Raw genomic sequence first — 18545 nt, 5'->3', positions numbered from 1 at the left:
AAAACGTAGTAATGATAGGCATATCCGGTGTATGGAGCAATGGATCTCATGTCATCGGTGACAGATTATACAACGGTTTGCACGACCCAATCTGCGTCCGCCGGAAGGGCCGTGTGCCGTGCGTTCGTGATCCTGATCGTGGCGGGGGCCGCGGCGTGCGGCGACGGGAGCATGGAGCTGCCGCTGACGCAGCCCCCGATGGTCATCGGCGCCGTGGCCGACTTCGACCTGGCGGTGGGGGACACGGCGACGGTGGACGCCTCCGCCTACTTCCGCGACCCCGACGGGGACCTCCTCTCTTTCGAGGCGAGGTCGTCCGCCGAAGAGGTTGCGGTCGCCGACATCTCGGGGAGCACGGTCCGCATCGTCGCCCTGGCGCCGGGGACGTCGACGGTGGCGATCACGGCGCGCGACCCGGAAGGGCGAGCCGCCGCGCTGCGTTTCGAGGTTACGGTGCCGAATCGGGCGCCCGTGGCCGTGGGAGCGATCCCGGAGGTCAGGTTGGCCGCGGCGGATACGACACGGGTGGATGTGTCGGGTTATTTCGCCGATCCGGACGGGGAAGCGCTCAGCTATGGCGCGGCCTCTTCGGACAGCGGCGTGGCGGCCGTCGCGGCCCGTGGCGACACGATCGACGTGACCGGCATCGCTCCGGGAACCGCGATCGTGACGGTGACGGCGCGCGACGCGGGAGGCCTTACCGCGGAAACCTCCTTCACCGTGCGCGTCCGGGCATCGGGGGGCGGCTTCGACATCGTGCTCGACTTCGACACCATGGCGACGGCGCCGCGGCGGGCGGTGGTTCTCGCGGCGGCGGAACTCTGGATGTCGGTGCTGGCCGATACGGAGCTGCCGGACGTGACGGTCGACGACCACATCGAGTGCTACGGCGCGAACACAACGGAGCCGGTGGGGACCATCGATGATCTGATGGTCCTCGTCGAGTTCCGGGACATCGACGGTCCGGGCCGCACGTTCGCCCAGGCCGGCGTGTGCCGTCTGCGCGAAGGGTCGATGCTGCCGTTCGCCAGCGTGGTGTTCTTCGACGTGTCGGACTTTGACGGCCTCATCGACTCCGGCGATGCGACGGAACTCGCCGTTCACGAAATCGCTCACGCGCTCGGGTTCGGCCTGCTGTGGCGCCCCCTCGGCCTCCTTCGGGATCCTGCCCTGGGCGTGGGCGCGATCGACGCGCACTTCGTCGGTCCGCTCGCCATCGCCGCCTTCGACGCGGCGGGCGGCACGGACTACGCGGGCGGGGCGAAGGTCCCCGTCGAGAACCTCGGCGGAGCCGGGAGCGCGAACCTCCATTGGCGGGGGTCCGTCCTCGGCGGTGAACTCATGCGGCCGCTCAACAGGATCGGCGTGCCGGAGACCTTCAGCGCGATCACGATCCAGTCGATGGCCGATCTGGGTTACATTGTCGATGTGAGCCTGGCGGAGCCGTACAGGCTTCCCGGCGCCGGCGCCGCGGACGCAAAACCCGGCCGTGTGGTCGACCTGGGCGACGATGTCCTCAGGGGTCCGGTGCAGGTCTTCGACCCGCGGGGACGCCTGGTGAGGGTGCTGCACAATCGCTAACCCGGTCTGACGAAGGCGGCTCAGACGGAGGCGGGTTCGAGGGGGTGCCGGAGGCCCGTCACGCGGAACTTGAACTTCCTGTTGGGTGAGGTCTTGGGCAGCGGGCTCAACTTCAACTGATAGTCCGCGGGCACGAGTTCCAGATCAAGGTGGCGGGCGATGAGCAGCAGGTTGGCGGCCATCTGTAATTGCGTCCAGCGCTGCCCCCCGCAGACGTGGGTGCCGACGCCGAACGGCACGTAGGCCCCCGTCTGCCTGTGTTCGTTACGGGGCGCGGCGAATCGATCGATGTCGAACCGGTCCGGTTCCGGGAAGTAATCTTCCATGTAGTGTGTCGCCGGAAACGCTACGAGCACCTTGCTGTACGCCGGGACTTCGATGCCGTTGATCTCGAACGAGTTCATCGCCATACGGTTGTGCACGGGGATGACGGGGTGCAGCCGCAACACCTCCATGATGAACCGGTGCGCCGCATCGATCGCCGAGGCGGTGAGGTCTTCGCCGGTCGGATCGCCGTTCGAGAACAGCGCGTCGGCTTCCGCGACGACCTGTTCCCGGTAGTGCGGGTGCTTGAGCAACTCGTAGATGGCGAACGACATCGCGCTTCCGGTGTAATGACCGGCGATGAGCGGCGCGATGAAAGCGAATCCGAGGTTGGTTTCAGGCAGGAACTGCGGATCCGCCTGGTGCAGTTCCATGAGGTCGTCGACGAGATCACGCCGCTTGCCCTCTCGCTGCGCCGGCGTGTGCGAGGCGTGGATCTGGGCGTAGAGTTCGAACACGCGCTTGCGGTATCGGTTCATCCGCGGCGTGCGGAGCATGAACTTCGGGTAGATCCCCATGACGTGGACCTTCAGCGCCCGGAACTCGAAAACGAGCAGATCATCCAGGATGCTGGAGGCTTCCGTGCTTACGCCGAGGTGTGAGATCTGCTGGCCGACAAGTCGCTGGCAGGCCATCTCGCCCGGTACGACGCTGCCGATCCCCCATTCTCCAAACGTCTCTCGGCCGAGGGCGAACAACTCGCCGATCCGGTCGCTGACGACCTGGCCGGAGACGCCCGCACGCATGGCCCTGCGCATGCGAAAGTGATCGGCCCCGTCCATGCTGGCGATGGACCGCGCCGTCCCCCACTCCGTCTGGAAGTCCTCCAGGTAGTCCCGGGTCCGAAGGTAGAGACGCCCCTTCTTGGCCACCCAGTGGTTCGTCTCCCGCCCCGCGAGCACGACAACGCGGCGGTCCCTCGGGAGCTTGAGCCGAAAGACGGATCCGACCTCCTTGCTCGCTTCCGCGATGAACTTCGGCAGGTTCCCCTGGCGGAGCGACCTGGAGGAGATCATGTCCCACAGCGTCACCTCCGGGAGTGGGCGTCGGCGGGCGGCCCGGAGACTCTCCGGCGGGCGATAGGAACTGCGCACGGCGGGCCCGACGGCCCGCCCGATCAGGTCCATCCCGCTGTACAGCTCGATGCGGTCCTCCGCGAGTTCGTACTCGTCGGGGTCCATCATGGCGCGGAAACCGCCGCAATAGTGCACGAGCCCGATGATCGGAATGTCGCGAGGCTCGGGGATCTCGCCGTCGAGGAGGACGCGAAGAATGCGGCCCTTGATCTCCTCGCCGGCCCGGCCGTCGACCAGGGGATAGCGGCCCGTTCGCGTGACCTTCTTGCTGAGGTTCAGGAACCCGCCGGCGTCGGTTTCGAAGATGCCCATCCTGACCAGCCGACCGATCGCTTCATCGCTGACGTCGTCAGCTCGCCGCGCGATGCGTTCCACCCAGTACTGCGGTGCATGGACGCGATCCTCCGCGGCGATCTCCTCCAGCGAAGGATCCAGCAGCGAATCCCCCGTGGGCGTCGGGTCGGTGAGCGTGAGCGATTCCAGGTCCGAGTCGATGCGGTTCTCCAGGGCGAGGTCCATGAGCACGGCGCCCGCGAGCGCACAGGACATCCGCCACTCCGGGATCGGTACGAAATACCCCGTATCGTCGCTGTGCAGCAGCAGGAGCAATTCCGTGGCGAATCTCATCTTCCGCTATCCTTTGGATGCTTCCCGCCCGAGGGTCTCGGGCTGCGCTGCTTGTACGCCGCGCGAGGGCGGCCGGTCCCGACTCGGCGCCCGACCGAAGCGCCGCGGCCTCGCCTTCGCCGACACGTCCGGGTCCGGCCCCGCCGCCGCGCTTCGCCGTCCCTCCACCTCGCCCTATTCTAATCTCTTTCTCCTTTCGTGTCTTGCACGTGTCGGCAGAGAGGTCTTCAGGCAGGTGCCGTCGATCGTAGATCGAACCGCGGAGAACTCGTGGGACCGCTCGACCGGTCGGATCGCCGGAGATGCTCGGCGCGGGCGCGTAGTGAAAGTGCTCCGGAATCCGTAGCGGCCTATCTTGACAGGGGGCGGAGGAAATGCGAAACCATGAGGGCATTCCGTTCAGGAGGCGCCAGCATGAGAGTATTGAATTCAGGCGGGCTTCTTATCTTCTCGTCCTCCTTCGCCGACTGGTTGCCGGTGCCTGCGGCTCGATCGCGTCCTTCGGCTCTCATGGAGTAGATTGCCATGCTGCGCAAACTGTTATTCGGATCCAGCACCAGGATCATCGCCGTCATCATGGCGGCTACGGGGGTCGGGGTGGTGCTGCTGCTTTCGCTGGCTCCAGAGCCCGAGAGCCGCGAGCCGCCTCCCCGGATTCCGTTCGCTCAGACCGCGCGCGTTTCGGCGGGATCGGGTCCCATACCGGTGTACGGGTCCGGCACGGTGCGACCGGGCGCGGAAATCGACATCGCCCCGCAGGTGGGCGGCAAGGTCGTCTGGGTGGATCCGGGGTTTCAGAGCGGAGGCCGGGTCGCGGCCGGGCGGACGCTCTTCCGTATCGAGGAGGCGGACTACCTGTACCGCCTGCAGGAAGCCGAAGCCAATCTCGCCTCGCGCAGGGTCGCCTTCCTCCAGGAGCAGGAACAGGCGATGATCGCGCGTGCGCAGTACGAGCTTTACTCCGAGCGGCAAGGCGCCGAGGCCGCGCCGTCCGAGGCAAGTCCGCTCGCGTTGAGAGAGCCCCAGCTGGAGGCTGCGCGCGCCGCGCTGAGTCGCGACGAAGCCCGGGTGGCGGACGCGAATCTCGCGCTGTCCCGAACCCGCGTCACCGCGCCCTTCGATGGCGTGGTCCGCACGGAGTCCGTCGATGTGGGGCAGATCGTGGGCCCGGGGCAACCCGTGGGGCGGCTCTTCGCCTCGAATACAGTGGAAGTGGTCGTCCCTCTGTCCGATGCCGATGCGGCGCTGATCCCGGGACTGTGGGAACTTCGAGCCGGTGACGGAGAGGCCGGCGTGGCGGTTCGCGTGATCGCACAATACGGAGAAGGAACGTACGCCTGGGGCGGCTACGTGGATCGCGTCGAGGCGTCGCTCGACGCACAGACACGAACCGTCGATGTGATCGTGCGCGTGTCCGACCCCTTTGCGGCGGGCGTCTCCGCGAGCGCATCCAGCGCGTCCGGCAGCCCTCCCCTGCTGGTCGGCAAGTTCGTGGAAGTGGAAATCGACGGTGTTTCACCGGAGGATTATTTTCGCGTACCACGCGCGGCGCTACAAACGGGCAACGAAGTCTGGGCGGTGAGCGAAGCGGGTGTCGTGAGCATCATTCCGGTCCGCGTGCTGCAGCGCGCTGACGACGAGGTATTTGTGACCGGTTCCCTCGAGAACGGCCAGGCCGTGATCACCGGTGGCATTCAATTCGCCGCCGAAGGCATGCGCGTTCAGACCGGAACCGATCCGGCGCGGTGAGCTCCGACGCGGGTTCCGGGCCGGACGGCCGCCGTGGACGGTCCGGCCCGATTCGGGAAGCCTCGCCTGCCACCCCTTCTTACCTGTAGCCTCCTGATAACGACGATCCCCGTTCCGACCGAGGCTGAACCGGCACAATGACTTCGAACGGAAGGAATCACGGCGAACCCGGCGGCCCCATCGCCTACATGGCGAGCAACAGCGTGGCCGCCAATCTGCTGATGGTCGGCATTCTCGTCGCGGGCGTGGCCTCGTTCTTCGGGCTCGAGCTGGAAGCCTGGCCCACCGTGCCCTTCAACCAGGTCGAGGTCTCCGTCGCCTATCCGGGCGCCACCCCCGAGGAGGTCGAGGAGTCCATCGTCGCCAAGATCGAGGACGAGGTCGAAGGGCTGGGCAACGTGAAGGCGGTGAAGTCCGTGGCGGCCCCGGGCATGGCGTCGGTCAGGGTGGAAATGCGGTCGGGCACGGAGATGAACGATGCCGTGGCCGAGGTGGAAGCGGCGGTCGGCCGAATCCAGACGTTCCCGGGAGAAGCCGAGCGGCCCCAGATCAGGGAGCTGACCAACGCCGAGAGCATCATGCGCCTGGCCGTCTACGGCGATGCCCCCGAGCGAACGTTGAAGGAGCTTGCCTACCGGATCGAGGATGAACTCGCCGCGCTGCCTTCCGTCTCGCAGGTAGAGACGAGCGGCATCCGCAACTATGAGATCTCGATCGAAGTGCCGCTGCAGCGGCTCAGAGCGCTTGGACTCACGCTCCCCGATATCGCAAACACAATTCGCCGCAGTTCGCTGGATCTGTCCGCCGGCAGCATCGACACCGAGCAGTCCCAGGTGAGGGTGCGCACCCTGGGACAGAGCTACGATCAGCAGGACTTCGAGGAGATCGTACTGCTCAGCCGCGGGGACGGCACGGTGGTACGACTGGGCGACATCGCCGAGGTGCGCGACGGCTTCCAGGACCTGGACCTGATCGTCCGGCACGACGGTCTGCCGGCCGTCTTCGTCGAGGTATCGAGGGCCGAGGGCGAGAAGGTGATGAATGTGGCGGGCGCCGTTCGGCAGTACGTCGCCGACGAGGTGGCCCCGTCACTCCCGGACGGCGTGGGCGTCACCATCTTGAACGACGCATCCGATGCCTTCGAGGAGCGCGCCGGCATCCTCATGAAGAATGGTCTTCTCGGGCTGTTGCTGGTGCTGTTGGCCTTGGGACTGTTTCTCGAACTCCGGCTTGCCTTCTGGGTAGCCGTCGGCCTCGGGGTGTCCGGCGTCGGTGCCCTGGCCGCGATGATGGCGTTCGACCTCGCCATCCACGCGGTCTCCCTCTTCTCGTTCGTGCTCGCCATCGGAATCGTGGTGGACGATGCGGTCGTCGTCTCCGAGTACATCCACCTGGAACGAATGCGGGGCACGCCGGGCGTCGTCGCGGCGATACGCGGGGCCCGGCGAATCAAAGTGCCTCTCATCTTCGCAGTGCTGACCACCATCGCCGCGTTCTCTCCTCTGCTCTTCATTCCAGGAGGGATCGGAGAAATCTGGAAGGCGCTGCCGACCATCGTCATCGCGATGCTGGTGATTTCGGTGATCGAATCGCTGCTGGTGTTGCCCAACCACCTCTCTCACCACCTCCACGGACCGGAGTGGGCGCCCCGAACGCGCCTTGGGCGATTCGTATCCCGGATTCAGGCTCAGGTCGATCTGCAGTTGGGCAGATTCGTGCAGGGCCCCCTGCACCGCGGCGTGAGTTTCGCGACCGATCGACCCGGAGTGACGCTCGCGTCCGCAATCGCCCTGCTCGTCCTGTGCCTTGCCTTGCTGCCGGCGGGCATCGTTCCGTTCACCTTTGCCACGGAGGTCGAAGGCGATTTCGCAACGGCCACCCTGGAGATGCCGGACGGGACGACGGCCCAGCGAACCTACGAGGTGGCGCGCGAGTTGGAGGCGGCCGGCCACCGGGTCATCGAGCGGATCTCCGCAGACAGGCCCGCCGATGCACCGCCCCTGCTGTCCGGGGTAACGATTACGGTCGGTCAACGGCCGCGGGTCGATGGAGGGGGGCTCAGTCCCAACCTCAGGTTGAACCCGGAGCCCAATGTCGCCAGCATCTCGTTCAAGCTCCTGGACGCGCAGCACCGGCGGATTCCAACCGCGGAAGTCGTGCAGGCGTGGCGCGAGGAACTGGGTGTCCTGCCCTATGTGCGCGCGGTCACCATCAGCGGCCAGATCTACGACCTGGGCAACCCCGTGGAGGCCGTACTGTCCCATCCGGACCCGGGGCAGCTCCCCGGGGTCGCAACCACGGTCGTCAATCGCCTCCGCGAAGTGGGCGGCGTCCACGACATACGCTCCGACCACACCCCCGGCATCCCGGAAATCCAGCTGGGCCTGCTACCCGAGGCACGAACTCTCGGTCTCACCCTCGACGACCTCGCCTGGCAGACGCGAGCCGCGTTCTTCGGCGCGGAGGCGCTAAGGGTGCAGCGCGGCCGCGAAGAGGTTCGGGTGTACGTGCGGCTGCCCGAGGAGCAGCGCAACTCGATCACCGACATCGAAAGTTCGCTGGTTCGGACGGCCGGCGGCGCCGAGGTCCCGGTGAGCCGTGTGGCTTCGCTGAGCTCGGGCATGTCGCCGCCCGCCATCCATCGCCAGGACGGCCAGCGCATCGTCAGGGTCACTGCGGATGTGGATCCGGAGGTGATATCCGGCGGGCGCGCCAACCGCATTCTGGAAGACGACATCCTCGCGGGGATCGTCGCCGAGGACCCGGAACTGACCTACACCTTCGGAGGTGAACCGCAGCAGCAGCTGGAATCCCTGAATGCGCTGGGCCCCGGCTTCGGGATCGCCATGATCATGATCTTCGCGCTGCTCGCGATTCCGCTGCGCTCGTATACCAAGCCGATCATCATTATGGCTATCATCCCGTTCGGGTTGATCGGGGTGATTCTGGGCCACTGGGTCCTGGGTGTCGCACTCAGCTCCGAGTCCTTCATCGGGGTCTTCGGCCTCGCCGGCGTGGTGGTGAACGACTCCCTGGTCATGATCGACTTCATCGACCAGGAGTTCGAGGAAGGCCTGCCGGCACGAGAAGCGATCATCGAGGGTGCCAAGGGGCGTTTCCGCCCGATCATGCTGACGTCGCTGACCACCTTCCTCGGCTTCACGCCCCTCATCCTCGAAGACGCGATTCAGGCCCAGTTCTTCGTGCCCTTCTCCGCTTCGATCGGCTGCGGCATCCTCTTCACCACGGTCCTGCTGATGTTCCTCGTGCCGGCGCTGACCTCGATCCACCAGCGTTGGCTGGCGCGGCGGGCAAGGTCGCGCGGCCGCTCGGAGCAGCGACGCGAGTTGCCCGCTTGAAGCGCCACGCGAAGCGGCTGGGCGAACTGTCGAAAGCGCTGACGGAAGCGTACCGGGGATCGGACGTGGCGCATCGCGTGCGACACTTCGATGGATGGGTCGGGCGGGCCGGAGGCGAGGGCGGCTACGACCACGAGGAAACGGTCAGGGACTACTACGAGCTTTGCAACGGCATCATGGTGTGGAGCTGGGGTGAATCCCTGCACTTCGCGCCCCTCACGCCTGACGAAAGTCCGGAGGAGTCCAAGGTCCGGCACCAGCGGGCGATGATCTCCCGGTTGGAGCTTCAACAGGGCATGAAGGTGGTCGACGTCGGTTGTGGAGTCGGCGGCCCCATGCGCCGCGTCGTCCGTGAGGCGGGTGTCAGGGTCACGGGAATCAACATCAATGAGATCCAGCTGGCGGAGGCGAAGAAGTTGAACGCCGAGGCGGGGCTGGAGGACATGACCGACTTCAGGAAGTGCAGCTTCGCGGACATGAGCGCCATCGAGGCCGACACCTTCGACGCGGGTTACGCCATAGAGTCAACGTGCCATGCGCAGGACAAGCAACGCGCCTTCGCCGAGATTTTCCGCGTGCTGAAACCGGGTGCCCTGTTCTGGGGTCAGGAAATGTGTCTGACGGACCGGTTCGATCCGCGGAACGCACGGCACCGGACCATCAAGCGGGACCTCATGCGCGGTATTGCGCTGCACGACATCGCCACCTTCGGGGAAGTGAATCACGCGCTCGAAGGGGCGGGATTCCAGGTCATCGAGGGGAGCGACTGGGAGGTTCGGGAAGGACCCTCCACGCCCTGGTATCAACCCATGGAGAGTCGCCACGGGACGTTGGGGAGCGCCTTGTGCGGGCTTGCGTGGGGCCGCAAGGTGATCATCGCGGGATCGAAGCTGGCCGAGGTACTGCGGTTCTTTCCGAATGGCTCGGCGGCAGTCGCACGGCTCCTCGATCGAACCGCGGAGGCGTACGTTGCGGGCGGCAAGACGGGTATCTTTACGCCGCTGTACTGTTTCCTGGCTCGCAAACCCTAGCAGCCCGTGGCAAAAGCCCCGCCACGGCCTGCCAGTCGCCGTTGCCGTCCGGGCCGAGACCGCCTCCACCAATCGGATGCCCCCCGCTGTCCCTCGTCGGGCCTCTGGTAGCAGTTGAGCACCGTCTTGGCGTTCCGCCAGCCGCCAAGCTCGCAGAGCGGCTCGACCGTCACCTGAAGCAGCATCGGTCATCGACCGAGTGCGCTTTACTCGCTGGCCTGGGGGCCGAGTTGGCGAGCACCGTCCTCGCCCCCGGTGCCGGCATCCGCTTCCGCACGACGGATCAGAGTCTTCCAGGGTGTTCCGTGAACCGCGCGCAACCGACGCCACGGGCGCCGGGTCGTTTTTTGCAGGCTCCTTCGGTGGCTATACGTATGCGTGGTTCGAGGGTGGGGATGCGGGAGATGGCACCACTCTCGCACTGGCGGCATCCAAGAACTTGAGTGACAGCCTGCAACCCACGTTCGTGGCGCTGTGGGGTCATTTCGGTACGGCCGACGACGAAGTCGCGCGGCCGCTACCCGGCTTCGGCGAGGTCGATGTCGGACTCAGGCAGAATTGGTATCGAGGCGGCGTGAACTTCGGTTTCGACTACTCGCACTCCTGGATCGAGGGTGCGGATGCGGGACGTGCCGCTGCCCTCCGCGCCGGCGGGGCCTCGGAGTCCGAAGCGGATGCAACGGCCCTGCACGTTGGCTTGACCTGGATGTTCGAGTCACGCCATCCTTGACAATGGCGACGGCAACCGGAACAAGCCGTGCCGTCCGGTGCTTCTCAAAATTACATGGACGGGCGGTCGAGCCCTATGGTCGTCCCTACAGGGAGTGTTTCCAATCAAGCGCTGAGCCTGCCCGAGGAGTTGATCCTGATGCTCCTCAACGAGGAGAGCGGCTACTTCCACCAGGTCCCCGGCTGGGAGTTGAACTGCGCCGTCGCCGGCGCCGTGCTCGCGGAACTCTCCCTTTTGTCGCGCATCGACACGGACATGGAATCCCTTTTCCTCGTGGACCCCACCGAAACGGGCGACCCCGTCCTGGACCCCTTTCTAAAGGAAATCGCGGAAGCACCCCATCGACGGACCGCCCGGTACTGGATCGAACGGCTCGCCCCGCGGGCGGAGTCCATCATCGACCGGACGCTGGAGCGCCTGGTCGGATTGAACATCCTGGAACACCACGATGGCGACTTCTGGACGCTGGCTCGCGGCGCCTGGGAGTCCGAACCGGATGGCGCCGCCGAGGAAGGCACCGCTCGTCAGTTCACCAGGACGCGAATCGGGAGGGTCATCTTCTCCGACGAGATTCCGGATCCGAGAGACGTCATCATCATCTGCCTCGTCAATACGTGCGATGTCTTTCGCTACATCTTCCAACTCGATGAGGAGGCGGAGGAACGCATCGAGTTCATCTGCCGGATGGATCTGATCGGCCGGTCCATCGCCGCCGCCGTCGTACACAACCTCGCCGGCCCCCTGCTTCGCCGTTCGGCCCTCACCAAGCACATTCCGAAGGTCAAGCTGCGTCACGTGCTGCTCAACCCGCATCTGCGCTCCGGCAACCTTCCCGCGATCATCGCGGAACTTGCGAAGGAGTACGGGCCGGTGTTCGAGCTCCGCCCGCCGTTCAAGGAACCCATGCTCTTCCTCGTCGGCCCGGAGACGAATCGCTGGGCACACCGGCACAGCCGGATCTACGTGAGAACCAAGGACTATTTCGCCGACTTCGAGAAAGTCTACGGCGCGAACGGCGTGTTGCCGTCGCTGGATGGCGCCGACCATTTCCGGCTTCGCAAGGCCATCTCGCCGGCGTATTCCCGCGGGAGACTCGCGGACCAGGCGGACGTTCTCTACGAGTATGCCCGCAACTTCATGGCGGACTGGAAGGTCGGCGACACCTACCAGGCGAGGTCGCTCTGCCGCCGAATGGCCAACGCGCAGATTTCGCCTCTGTCCGTCGGCGTCGATTCACAGGACATCTTCGACGATCTGTCGGTGTACAAGGAGCGCGCGCTCACCGTCAAGATCATGAAGGCCATGCCCGGCTTCATGCTGAAGACGCCGGGCATGAAACGCCGCGCAGCCACCGTCGACACGTTGCTGAAGCGGATCCAGAGCGTGCATACCACCGAACAGCGAGCCGGATGCCCGCGGGACCTGGCGGACGACTGGCTCAGCCTGCACGGGAGCGACCCGCAGTTCGTGCCGCAATCGAATCTGCGTTTCGCGCTCTCGGCGGCGCTGGTCGCCAGCGTGTACCTCGGCGACGCGCTCAGCTTTGCGGTGTACGCCATGGCGACGCAGCCGGAACTCTACGAGCGAATCCGGAGCGAAGCCGATGCGCTGTTCGGGGATGGCGACCCGGATGGCGACGCCATCACGGGGTCGTCGATCGATGTGACCCACCGATTCCTGATGGAATTCCTCCGCATGTATCCGGTCGTCCCGGGGTCCATGCGGACCGTGATGAACTCGTGTGTGGTCGAGGGCTACGAACTGCCGGTGGGGAGCAACATTTTCATCGCCTCTACGGCCTCCCATTACATGAAAGATGTATTCCCGGACCCGTTCTCGTTCGACATCGACCGCTACCTGCCGCCACGCGACGAGCATAAGAGTCCGGGGTACGCGCCGTATGGGCTGGGCACGCATACCTGTCTCGGTTTCCGGTGGATGGAACTGCAACTGGCGGTCAACGTGCTGATGATCGCGCACTACTTCAGGCTCGAGGTGCCGGCGGGCTACAAGTTCAAGTTCGACCCGCTTCCGTCGATGAAGCCGAGCAAGAAGCTCATGTTCCACATCGCCGAGCAACACCGCGAGATACCGGTCTAGCGTCCCCCCTGGTCCGGGTAGAACTGCCGGCAGTATCTGCGGTACTTTCCGATGGGGCCGTCGGCTCGGCACAGCCTGGGCGGGGACCGGTAGCGCTTCCTTTCCCAAATGACCACGTCCTGCAGGACGAACCGTCTCTCCTCCCGTATGACGAAGAGATTCAGCAGCCTGTGGCGCAGCGCCACGGGCAGGAAGGCCAGACCCGCGATGCGCCGTCGGGGTTTGCGGACCTCATGCACCTGGCTGACCAGCGTCAGATCCACCGACTCGCCGTCGACCGGTGTCGAAAGCACCCACATGCGCGACCTTATGCCGACCGCCGTCTCGTGGATTTCAACGAAGGAATAGCCGAGTCCATGGACGTGTGTGACGGCCGAGACCTCGGAGCGGATATCCGCCAGACCCGCGATCCGGCGAACGCTCTTGAAGTCGAAGCAACTCTTCAGGTAGGCTCCATCGACCGAAAAGTCGGTCGGCACCACATCGTCGTAGCCGTGCGTGTAGCCCAGGTGCTCCACATCAACGGAGTTTTCGGCGGTCTCCTGGGGGTGGCCGCGGAAGCGCATGGTCGTGGATCGCAATCCGGACCACTCACCGCCCGTGGGTGGCTCATCGGGCAGGTGCCACTGCGGCGGTCTCCCGCCGCTCCCCCACCAGGCGAAGATCATGCCGAGGATCTCCCGCGTCTCGTAGAGCTTCAACCTCGCCGCTTTCGGGGGCGGGGCATTGGGCGTGGCCACGCACTGGCCGGCGGTATCGAATTCGAACCCGTGAAAGGGGCACACGAGACAGCCGTCGCGCACGAGGCCGCCCGCGGCGGGTCCCATGTGCGAGCCCAGGTGCGGACAGAAGGCGTCCGCCACGCAGATGCGGCCCTCGTCGTCGGCCCAGGCGACGATCTCCTCGCCCATCCACGTCTTCTCGATGAGCTTCGCGCGCTCGATGGACGCGCGCTTTCCGATGAAATACCAGCCTTCGGGAAACGGCGGCAGCGCAGCGCTGTACGTCGACGTTCGATTGCTTCTGGTCGTCATGTGGCGAACTTGGCTACCGTGATGCCGGCGAGTCAACCAGGGTTTAGGGCACCGATCCGAGACGACCGGAGGGACGATGGCTCTCGAAAGTAACTCGCGCGTCGCGCTTCCTGCGCTCTTCGTCGCGGTGGCCGCGGGCCTGCCCGCGAACGGCTCCGGCCAGTCCGCAGCCGGGGTTCCGCGTTTCGAGATCGCGCCTTCGCCGATCGAACTCGCGGGACCCGTGCGTCCCGGCGAGTATCTCGGCGTCACCGGGCCCCGGTCCGCGTGGCTGGGGCTCGAGACGGGCGAAGCGGAACTGTGGGTCCATCCCCTCAAGGTCGGGAACCGTTTCCGGCTCGGCTTCTCGACGCCGGCCTACGGGACGCCGATTCCGGGAGACGAGGTCGCGCGCACCGTGCAGGTTCGGCCCGAACTCACGACGATCACCTACAGCCACGCCGCCTTCCGGGTGCGCCAGCACATCCTCGCGCCGGCCGACCTCCCCGGCCTTCTGCTCCTGCTCGATGTGGACAGCCCGGAACCGCTCGAGATCATCGCGGAGTTCGAGCCCGTGCTGAACTACATGTGGCCGGGTTCGATCGGGGGGCAGTACGCCTACTGGGACGCCGCCCGTCGCGTCTTCGTGCTCTCCGAGAGCCTGCAGGAGAGGAACGCCGTCGTCGGCTCTCCGTGGGCCGTGAACTCCGTGGAACACCCGGCGCACCAACTGGGCGAGGCGCCGCGCACCATGGTGATCCCGGTCGACCCGGAGCGCGCGCGGCGGGAATTCATCCCGATCGCGGTGGCGGGCGGAACCACGCCCCGCGAGGAGGTCTTCGCCAGCTACGAACGGCTGATCGCCGAAGCGCGCTCGCTCTACGACGCGAAGCGAGCATGGGCCGACTCGGTGCTCGCCTCCACCGTCTCCATCGAATCGCCGGATCCGCGGCTCGACCTCGCCCTCGAGTGGGCGAAGATCAACCTGGAGGAGCAGCGCGTCTGCAACCCCGACCTCGGCTGCGGGTTCGTCGCCGGGTGGGGCCATTCCCGCAACGGAACCCGTCCCGGCTTCGGCTGGTTCTTCGGCGGCGACGCGGCGCAGACCATGTTCGCCATGGAGGCGCTCGGGCAGTGGGAACTGGTGGCGGAGGAACTCGCCTTTCTCGCGACCTACCAGCGCGAGGACGGCAAGATCACGCACGAAATCTCTCAGGCGGCCGCGCGCATCCCGTGGTTCGACGTGTACCCGTACGCCTACTACCACGCCGACACGACGCCCTACTGGATGGTCGCCCTTTACGAGTACTGGCGGGCGAGCGGCGACGACGACCTCCTGCGGGAACTGTGGCCGGCGTACCGGCGCGCCTGGGCGTGGTGCCTCACCGCCGAAACGGACGGGGACGGGATCATCGAGAACACCGTGGGTGGGCTCGCGGCGGTCGAGGTCGGCGGCCTCGGGGCCGCGCTCCACCAGGACATCTACCTGGCGGGGATCTGGGTGGCGGCGCTTGAAGGGACGATGGCGTTGGCCGAACGCATGGGCGACGCGGGGATCGCGGGCCGGGCGCGGGAGCTCGCTCCCCGCGCGCGGGCGACCCTGAACGACGCGTACTGGCTGGACGACGCGGGACACCATGCCTTCGGGATCCTCGCCGATGGCGGAACCAACGACAACCTCACCGTGTGGCCTGCCACGGCGGCGGCGTTCGGCCTGTTCGACGAGGCGCGCGCACGGGCGACCCTCGCCCACCTCGCGAGCGACCGGATCTCGTCGGACTGGGGCGCGCACATGCTCTCCACGGAGAGCGAACTTTATCACCCCCTCCAGTACAACATGGGAACGGTATGGCCCTTCGTGACGGGATACGTGTCGTGGGCCCAGTACCGGTATCGGCGTCCGTGGGCCGGCTTCCATCTCATGGACGCGGTGAAGCAGATGACCTTCGACTGGAGCCTGGGACGACACCCGGAGTTGCTGTCCGGAACGTTCTACGAGCCCCTCGATCAGACCGTCCCCCACCAGTTCTTCGCGACCTCGGCCCTGGTGACACCGTTAGTGCGCGGCGTCATCGGCTGGGAACCCGATGCGCCGCTGGACCGCGTGCGCCTCGCCCCGCAACTCCCGCCGGACTGGCCGGCCGTGACGGTGAGACGGCTCCGAGCCGGGGAGACGACGACGGACGTGGAGATCCGACAACGGTGGACGGAGGAAGGCGGGGAGCAGCGGACGACGCTCACGACCAGGGGGCCTGCGCTGACATTCGGCCTCGTACCCGACGTGCCGGCGGGCGCGCGTGACGTCTCCATCACCGTGAACGGCGTAGCCACCGAAGTCACCGAGGATGGAACGGTGGAGATGACGCTCGGCGAGGCCGGCCCTGCGGGCGATCGCGCGGAAATCGTCGTGACATGGAATGGTGGACTCGCGATCGCGCCGCCCCGGATCGACCTTGAGCCCGGTCAAGGGAGCAGCGGCCTGCGCATCCTCGACTTCACCGCGGATCCCGGTGGCTGGATTCTCGAGGTGGAGGGGCTAGCGGGTCGGAGCTACGAGCTCGGAATCTTCGGCGCCACAGTCGAACCTGACGTCGTGGAGGGCGCCGCAACGACTGCCCTCGCCAACCCCGCGACCGTACGCATTACGTTTCCCCCGGACACTGCGGAACGCACGACAGCTGTGGTTCGTCTAGCGACCCCGTAAGCGGGAGTCTGCTGCTCGTCGCTCCACAACACTCGAATGTCGTCAAATTGTCGTCAATTCACGGTTGCCTGTCGCTCCCAGGTCGCATACGATCAGCTATCGTATGCGTGCGAGTGGGGATTGGGCGGTGTCCACGTGATCGCAAGACTCGTGGCGACCTCCTCGGCTCGGCATAGCGCCGTCCAATCCCCCTCCGCGACCGTCCAGTCCCCCTCCGCGAACGAATTCCGGAGTCCGGTCGATTCGGGCATCCGGGAATCGACGGTCCGGCGGCTCCCGGTCGGCGTCAGTCGGCCAGTACTTCCGTCAGCGTATCCGCCACCTCGTCGATCTGCGCTTCGGTGATCACGAGCGGCGGCAGCAGCCGGATGACCGTGGTGCCGGCCGGGAGGGCGAGGACGCCCCGCTCCGCGAGAGCTCCCAGGTAGGGTCGGCAGCGCTCGCGGAGTTCGACGCCGATCATGAGGCCGACCTGCCGCACGGCGCGCACGCGACCCGGCCGCCGCCGGGCGAAACGCTCGCTGAAGCGGGCGCCCAGCGCCTCCGCCCGCTCGTCGAGCCGCTCATCCCGCATGAAGCGGATCGCGGCCAGGGCGGCGGCGCAGGCGAGCGGATTGCCGCCGAAAGTCGTGCCGTGCCGCCCGGGCGGCGGCTGCAGCCGTTCATGCGCCAGGACCGCTCCCAGTGGCACGCCGCCCGCGATCGCCTTCGCGAGGCAGAGAACGTCCGGCGCAACGCCGTAGCGATCGCAGGCGAACATGCGGCCGGTGCGACAGAAGCCCGTCTGGATCTCGTCGAACACGAGGACCGCACCGGCCTCGTCGCAGATGCGGCGCGCCGCCGACAGATAGTCCGGGCTGGCCGGCCGCACCCCGCCCTCTCCCTGCACCGGTTCGATGATGACCGCCGCCGTGTCGTCGCCCACGGCCGCGCGCAGCTTCTCGACGTGGTTGAACGGCACGAACGAGAACCCCGGCACGAGCGGCTCGAACGGCTCCCGGTACTCCCTTTTATACGTCGCGCTCAGCGCTCCCATCGTTCGCCCGTGGAAGCCGCGCATCGCGGACACGACCCCCGCCCGTCCGGTCGCAAGCCGCGCGAACTTGATCGCCGCCTCCACCGCCTCCGCCCCGGAGTTGCAGAGGAAGGCGCGCGTGAGCCCCGCCGGCGCGATCGAGACGAGTTCGGCCAGCAACCGCGCCCGGACATCGTTGTAGAAGATCCCCGGACAGGACACGAGCACCCGAGCCTGTTCCGCCAGCGCCTCGGCGACGGCCGGGTTGGCGTGGCCGATGCTCGCCACGCCGATCCCGCCCACGCAATCGATGTAGCGGCGACCCTCGTCGTCCCACACGCATGCGCCCTCGCCCCGCACGACCGCGATGTCGCGCTTCGGGAACACCTCGAGCGCGTACTCCCGTTCGGTCTCGCGCACGTTCATCCGATGACCGTGCCCCGTCCGGCCAGCGCCTCCGAGATCGGGCGTTCGACGCGCCCGTCCGCGATCACCACGCGCGTCGTGCCGGATTCCACGAGTCGCCTCAGGGCGAGCAGCTTCCGCTTCATGCGCCCGGCGACCTCGCCCTCCCGACGCGCAAGCTCCGCGCGCGCGAGCCGTGCGACGACCGACCCCGGATCGTCAGGGTCCTCGAGGAAACCGGGCGCCTCGATCAACTGGATCACGCAGTCTGCTCGCAGTTCGTCGCTCAGCAGCGTCACGACGTCATCGTTCTCCGAGTTGATCGCCACGTTGTGTTCGTCGATCAGCGGAACGGTCACCACCGGCGTGAAACCACCGTCGAGGAGCAACGCCATCAGCTTGTGGTTCACCTCCACGGGTTTCCCGGACAGGTCCCGCTTGATCAGCGTCTTGCCGCCCTCTCTCACCCGGATTCCCCGGTTGCGGCGGCCGCGCACGAGCGCGCCGTCGAGCCCGGTGAGCCCGACCGCGTTCACGCCCCGACCCTGCAGCAGTTCCACGATGCGCTTGTTTCGCAGGCCCGCGTAGGCCATGAGCATCACGTCGATCAGGTCGCGGTCGGAACGTACGCTCTCGTGTCCGGACACGGACGTGAGGATGCGCTTCTCGACCCCGAGCCTCCGGGCCAGGGAATCGCGCAGCGCGTTCGCGCCGTGCACGATGACGAGCGGACCGGACAAGTCCGCCAGGTCGCGAGCGATCCCGTCCAGATTGATGGATGCTCCGCCGCCGATCTTGACGAGAAGCAGCCCGTCGGGTTCGCGTCGCATC

The 18545-nt window shown here is 66.6% G+C and carries 11 protein-coding genes; 7 read left to right on the top strand and 4 right to left on the bottom strand.

Translation table 11 applies throughout. From position 1 onward, the window contains the following. The first annotated feature begins 111 nt into the window (after positions 1 to 111). Positions 112 to 1581 (top strand): leishmanolysin-related zinc metalloendopeptidase, encoded by a 1470-nt coding sequence (locus ACQY5G_RS04020; protein WP_428277235.1) that lies wholly within the window; start codon positions 112 to 114, stop codon positions 1579 to 1581. Positions 1582 to 1601: 20 nt separating this feature from the next. On the opposite strand, the gene ACQY5G_RS04015 is transcribed toward ACQY5G_RS04020, so the two are convergent. Next, positions 1602 to 3608: a cytochrome P450 gene (locus ACQY5G_RS04015; RefSeq protein ID WP_428277233.1), complete on the bottom strand. Its 2007-nt coding sequence runs from the start codon at positions 3606 to 3608 to the stop codon at positions 1602 to 1604. Between the two features lie 525 nt (positions 3609 to 4133). On the opposite strand from ACQY5G_RS04015, the gene ACQY5G_RS04010 reads away from it, so the two are divergent. The 5 genes from ACQY5G_RS04010 to ACQY5G_RS03990 all read left to right on the top strand — a co-directional run bounded on the left by ACQY5G_RS04010 (position 4134) and on the right by ACQY5G_RS03990 (position 12577). Then, positions 4134 to 5357, top strand: a complete 1224-nt coding sequence (locus tag ACQY5G_RS04010; RefSeq protein ID WP_428277231.1) for an efflux RND transporter periplasmic adaptor subunit — start codon at positions 4134 to 4136, stop codon at positions 5355 to 5357. Positions 5358 to 5494: 137 nt separating this feature from the next. Next, positions 5495 to 8716 (top strand): efflux RND transporter permease subunit, encoded by a 3222-nt coding sequence (locus ACQY5G_RS04005; protein WP_428277230.1) that lies wholly within the window; start codon positions 5495 to 5497, stop codon positions 8714 to 8716. Continuing rightward, entirely contained in the window at positions 8713 to 9747 is a 1035-nt protein-coding gene (locus tag ACQY5G_RS04000; RefSeq protein ID WP_428277228.1) for a methyltransferase domain-containing protein, read from the top strand. Before ACQY5G_RS04005 ends, ACQY5G_RS04000 begins: the two co-directional genes overlap by 4 nt. A gap of 298 nt (positions 9748 to 10045) precedes the next feature. Beyond that, the gene (locus ACQY5G_RS03995) at positions 10046 to 10477 is read left to right on the top strand and encodes a hypothetical protein (RefSeq protein ID WP_428277226.1); all 432 of its coding nucleotides are present in this window, start codon (positions 10046 to 10048) and stop codon (positions 10475 to 10477) included. 138 nt (positions 10478 to 10615) lie between these two features. Next, on the top strand, positions 10616 to 12577 hold the full coding sequence (locus ACQY5G_RS03990) for a cytochrome P450 (RefSeq protein WP_428277224.1): 1962 nt from the start codon (positions 10616 to 10618) through the stop codon (positions 12575 to 12577). Here ACQY5G_RS03990 and ACQY5G_RS03985 read toward each other — a convergent pair. After that, positions 12574 to 13611: a Rieske 2Fe-2S domain-containing protein gene (locus ACQY5G_RS03985; RefSeq protein ID WP_428277222.1), complete on the bottom strand. Its 1038-nt coding sequence runs from the start codon at positions 13609 to 13611 to the stop codon at positions 12574 to 12576. The genes ACQY5G_RS03990 and ACQY5G_RS03985 overlap by 4 nt on opposite strands. Positions 13612 to 13687: 76 nt before the next feature. On the opposite strand from ACQY5G_RS03985, the gene ACQY5G_RS03980 reads away from it, so the two are divergent. Next, on the top strand, positions 13688 to 16294 hold the full coding sequence (locus ACQY5G_RS03980; protein WP_428277220.1) for an amylo-alpha-1,6-glucosidase: 2607 nt from the start codon (positions 13688 to 13690) through the stop codon (positions 16292 to 16294). A 286-nt stretch (positions 16295 to 16580) separates the two neighbouring features. Here ACQY5G_RS03980 and ACQY5G_RS03975 read toward each other — a convergent pair whose 3' ends face one another. Together ACQY5G_RS03975 and ACQY5G_RS03970 are read right to left on the bottom strand one after the other, a co-directional pair. Continuing rightward, positions 16581 to 17735, bottom strand: coding sequence for an aspartate aminotransferase family protein (locus tag ACQY5G_RS03975; protein ID WP_428277218.1), 1155 nt, complete (start codon positions 17733 to 17735; stop codon positions 16581 to 16583). Then, positions 17732 to 18544: a [LysW]-aminoadipate kinase gene (locus ACQY5G_RS03970; protein WP_428277217.1), complete on the bottom strand. Its 813-nt coding sequence runs from the start codon at positions 18542 to 18544 to the stop codon at positions 17732 to 17734. Before ACQY5G_RS03970 ends, ACQY5G_RS03975 begins: the two co-directional genes overlap by 4 nt. Between the last annotated feature and the right edge of the window lies 1 nt (position 18545).

Origin of the sequence: Candidatus Palauibacter sp., assembly GCF_965261555.1 — a bacterium.
Taxonomy (GTDB): domain Bacteria; phylum Gemmatimonadota; class Gemmatimonadetes; order Palauibacterales; family Palauibacteraceae; genus Palauibacter.
The sequence above is the reverse complement of the archived record's forward strand: the minus strand, read 5'-3'. Positions and strand labels throughout refer to the sequence as shown.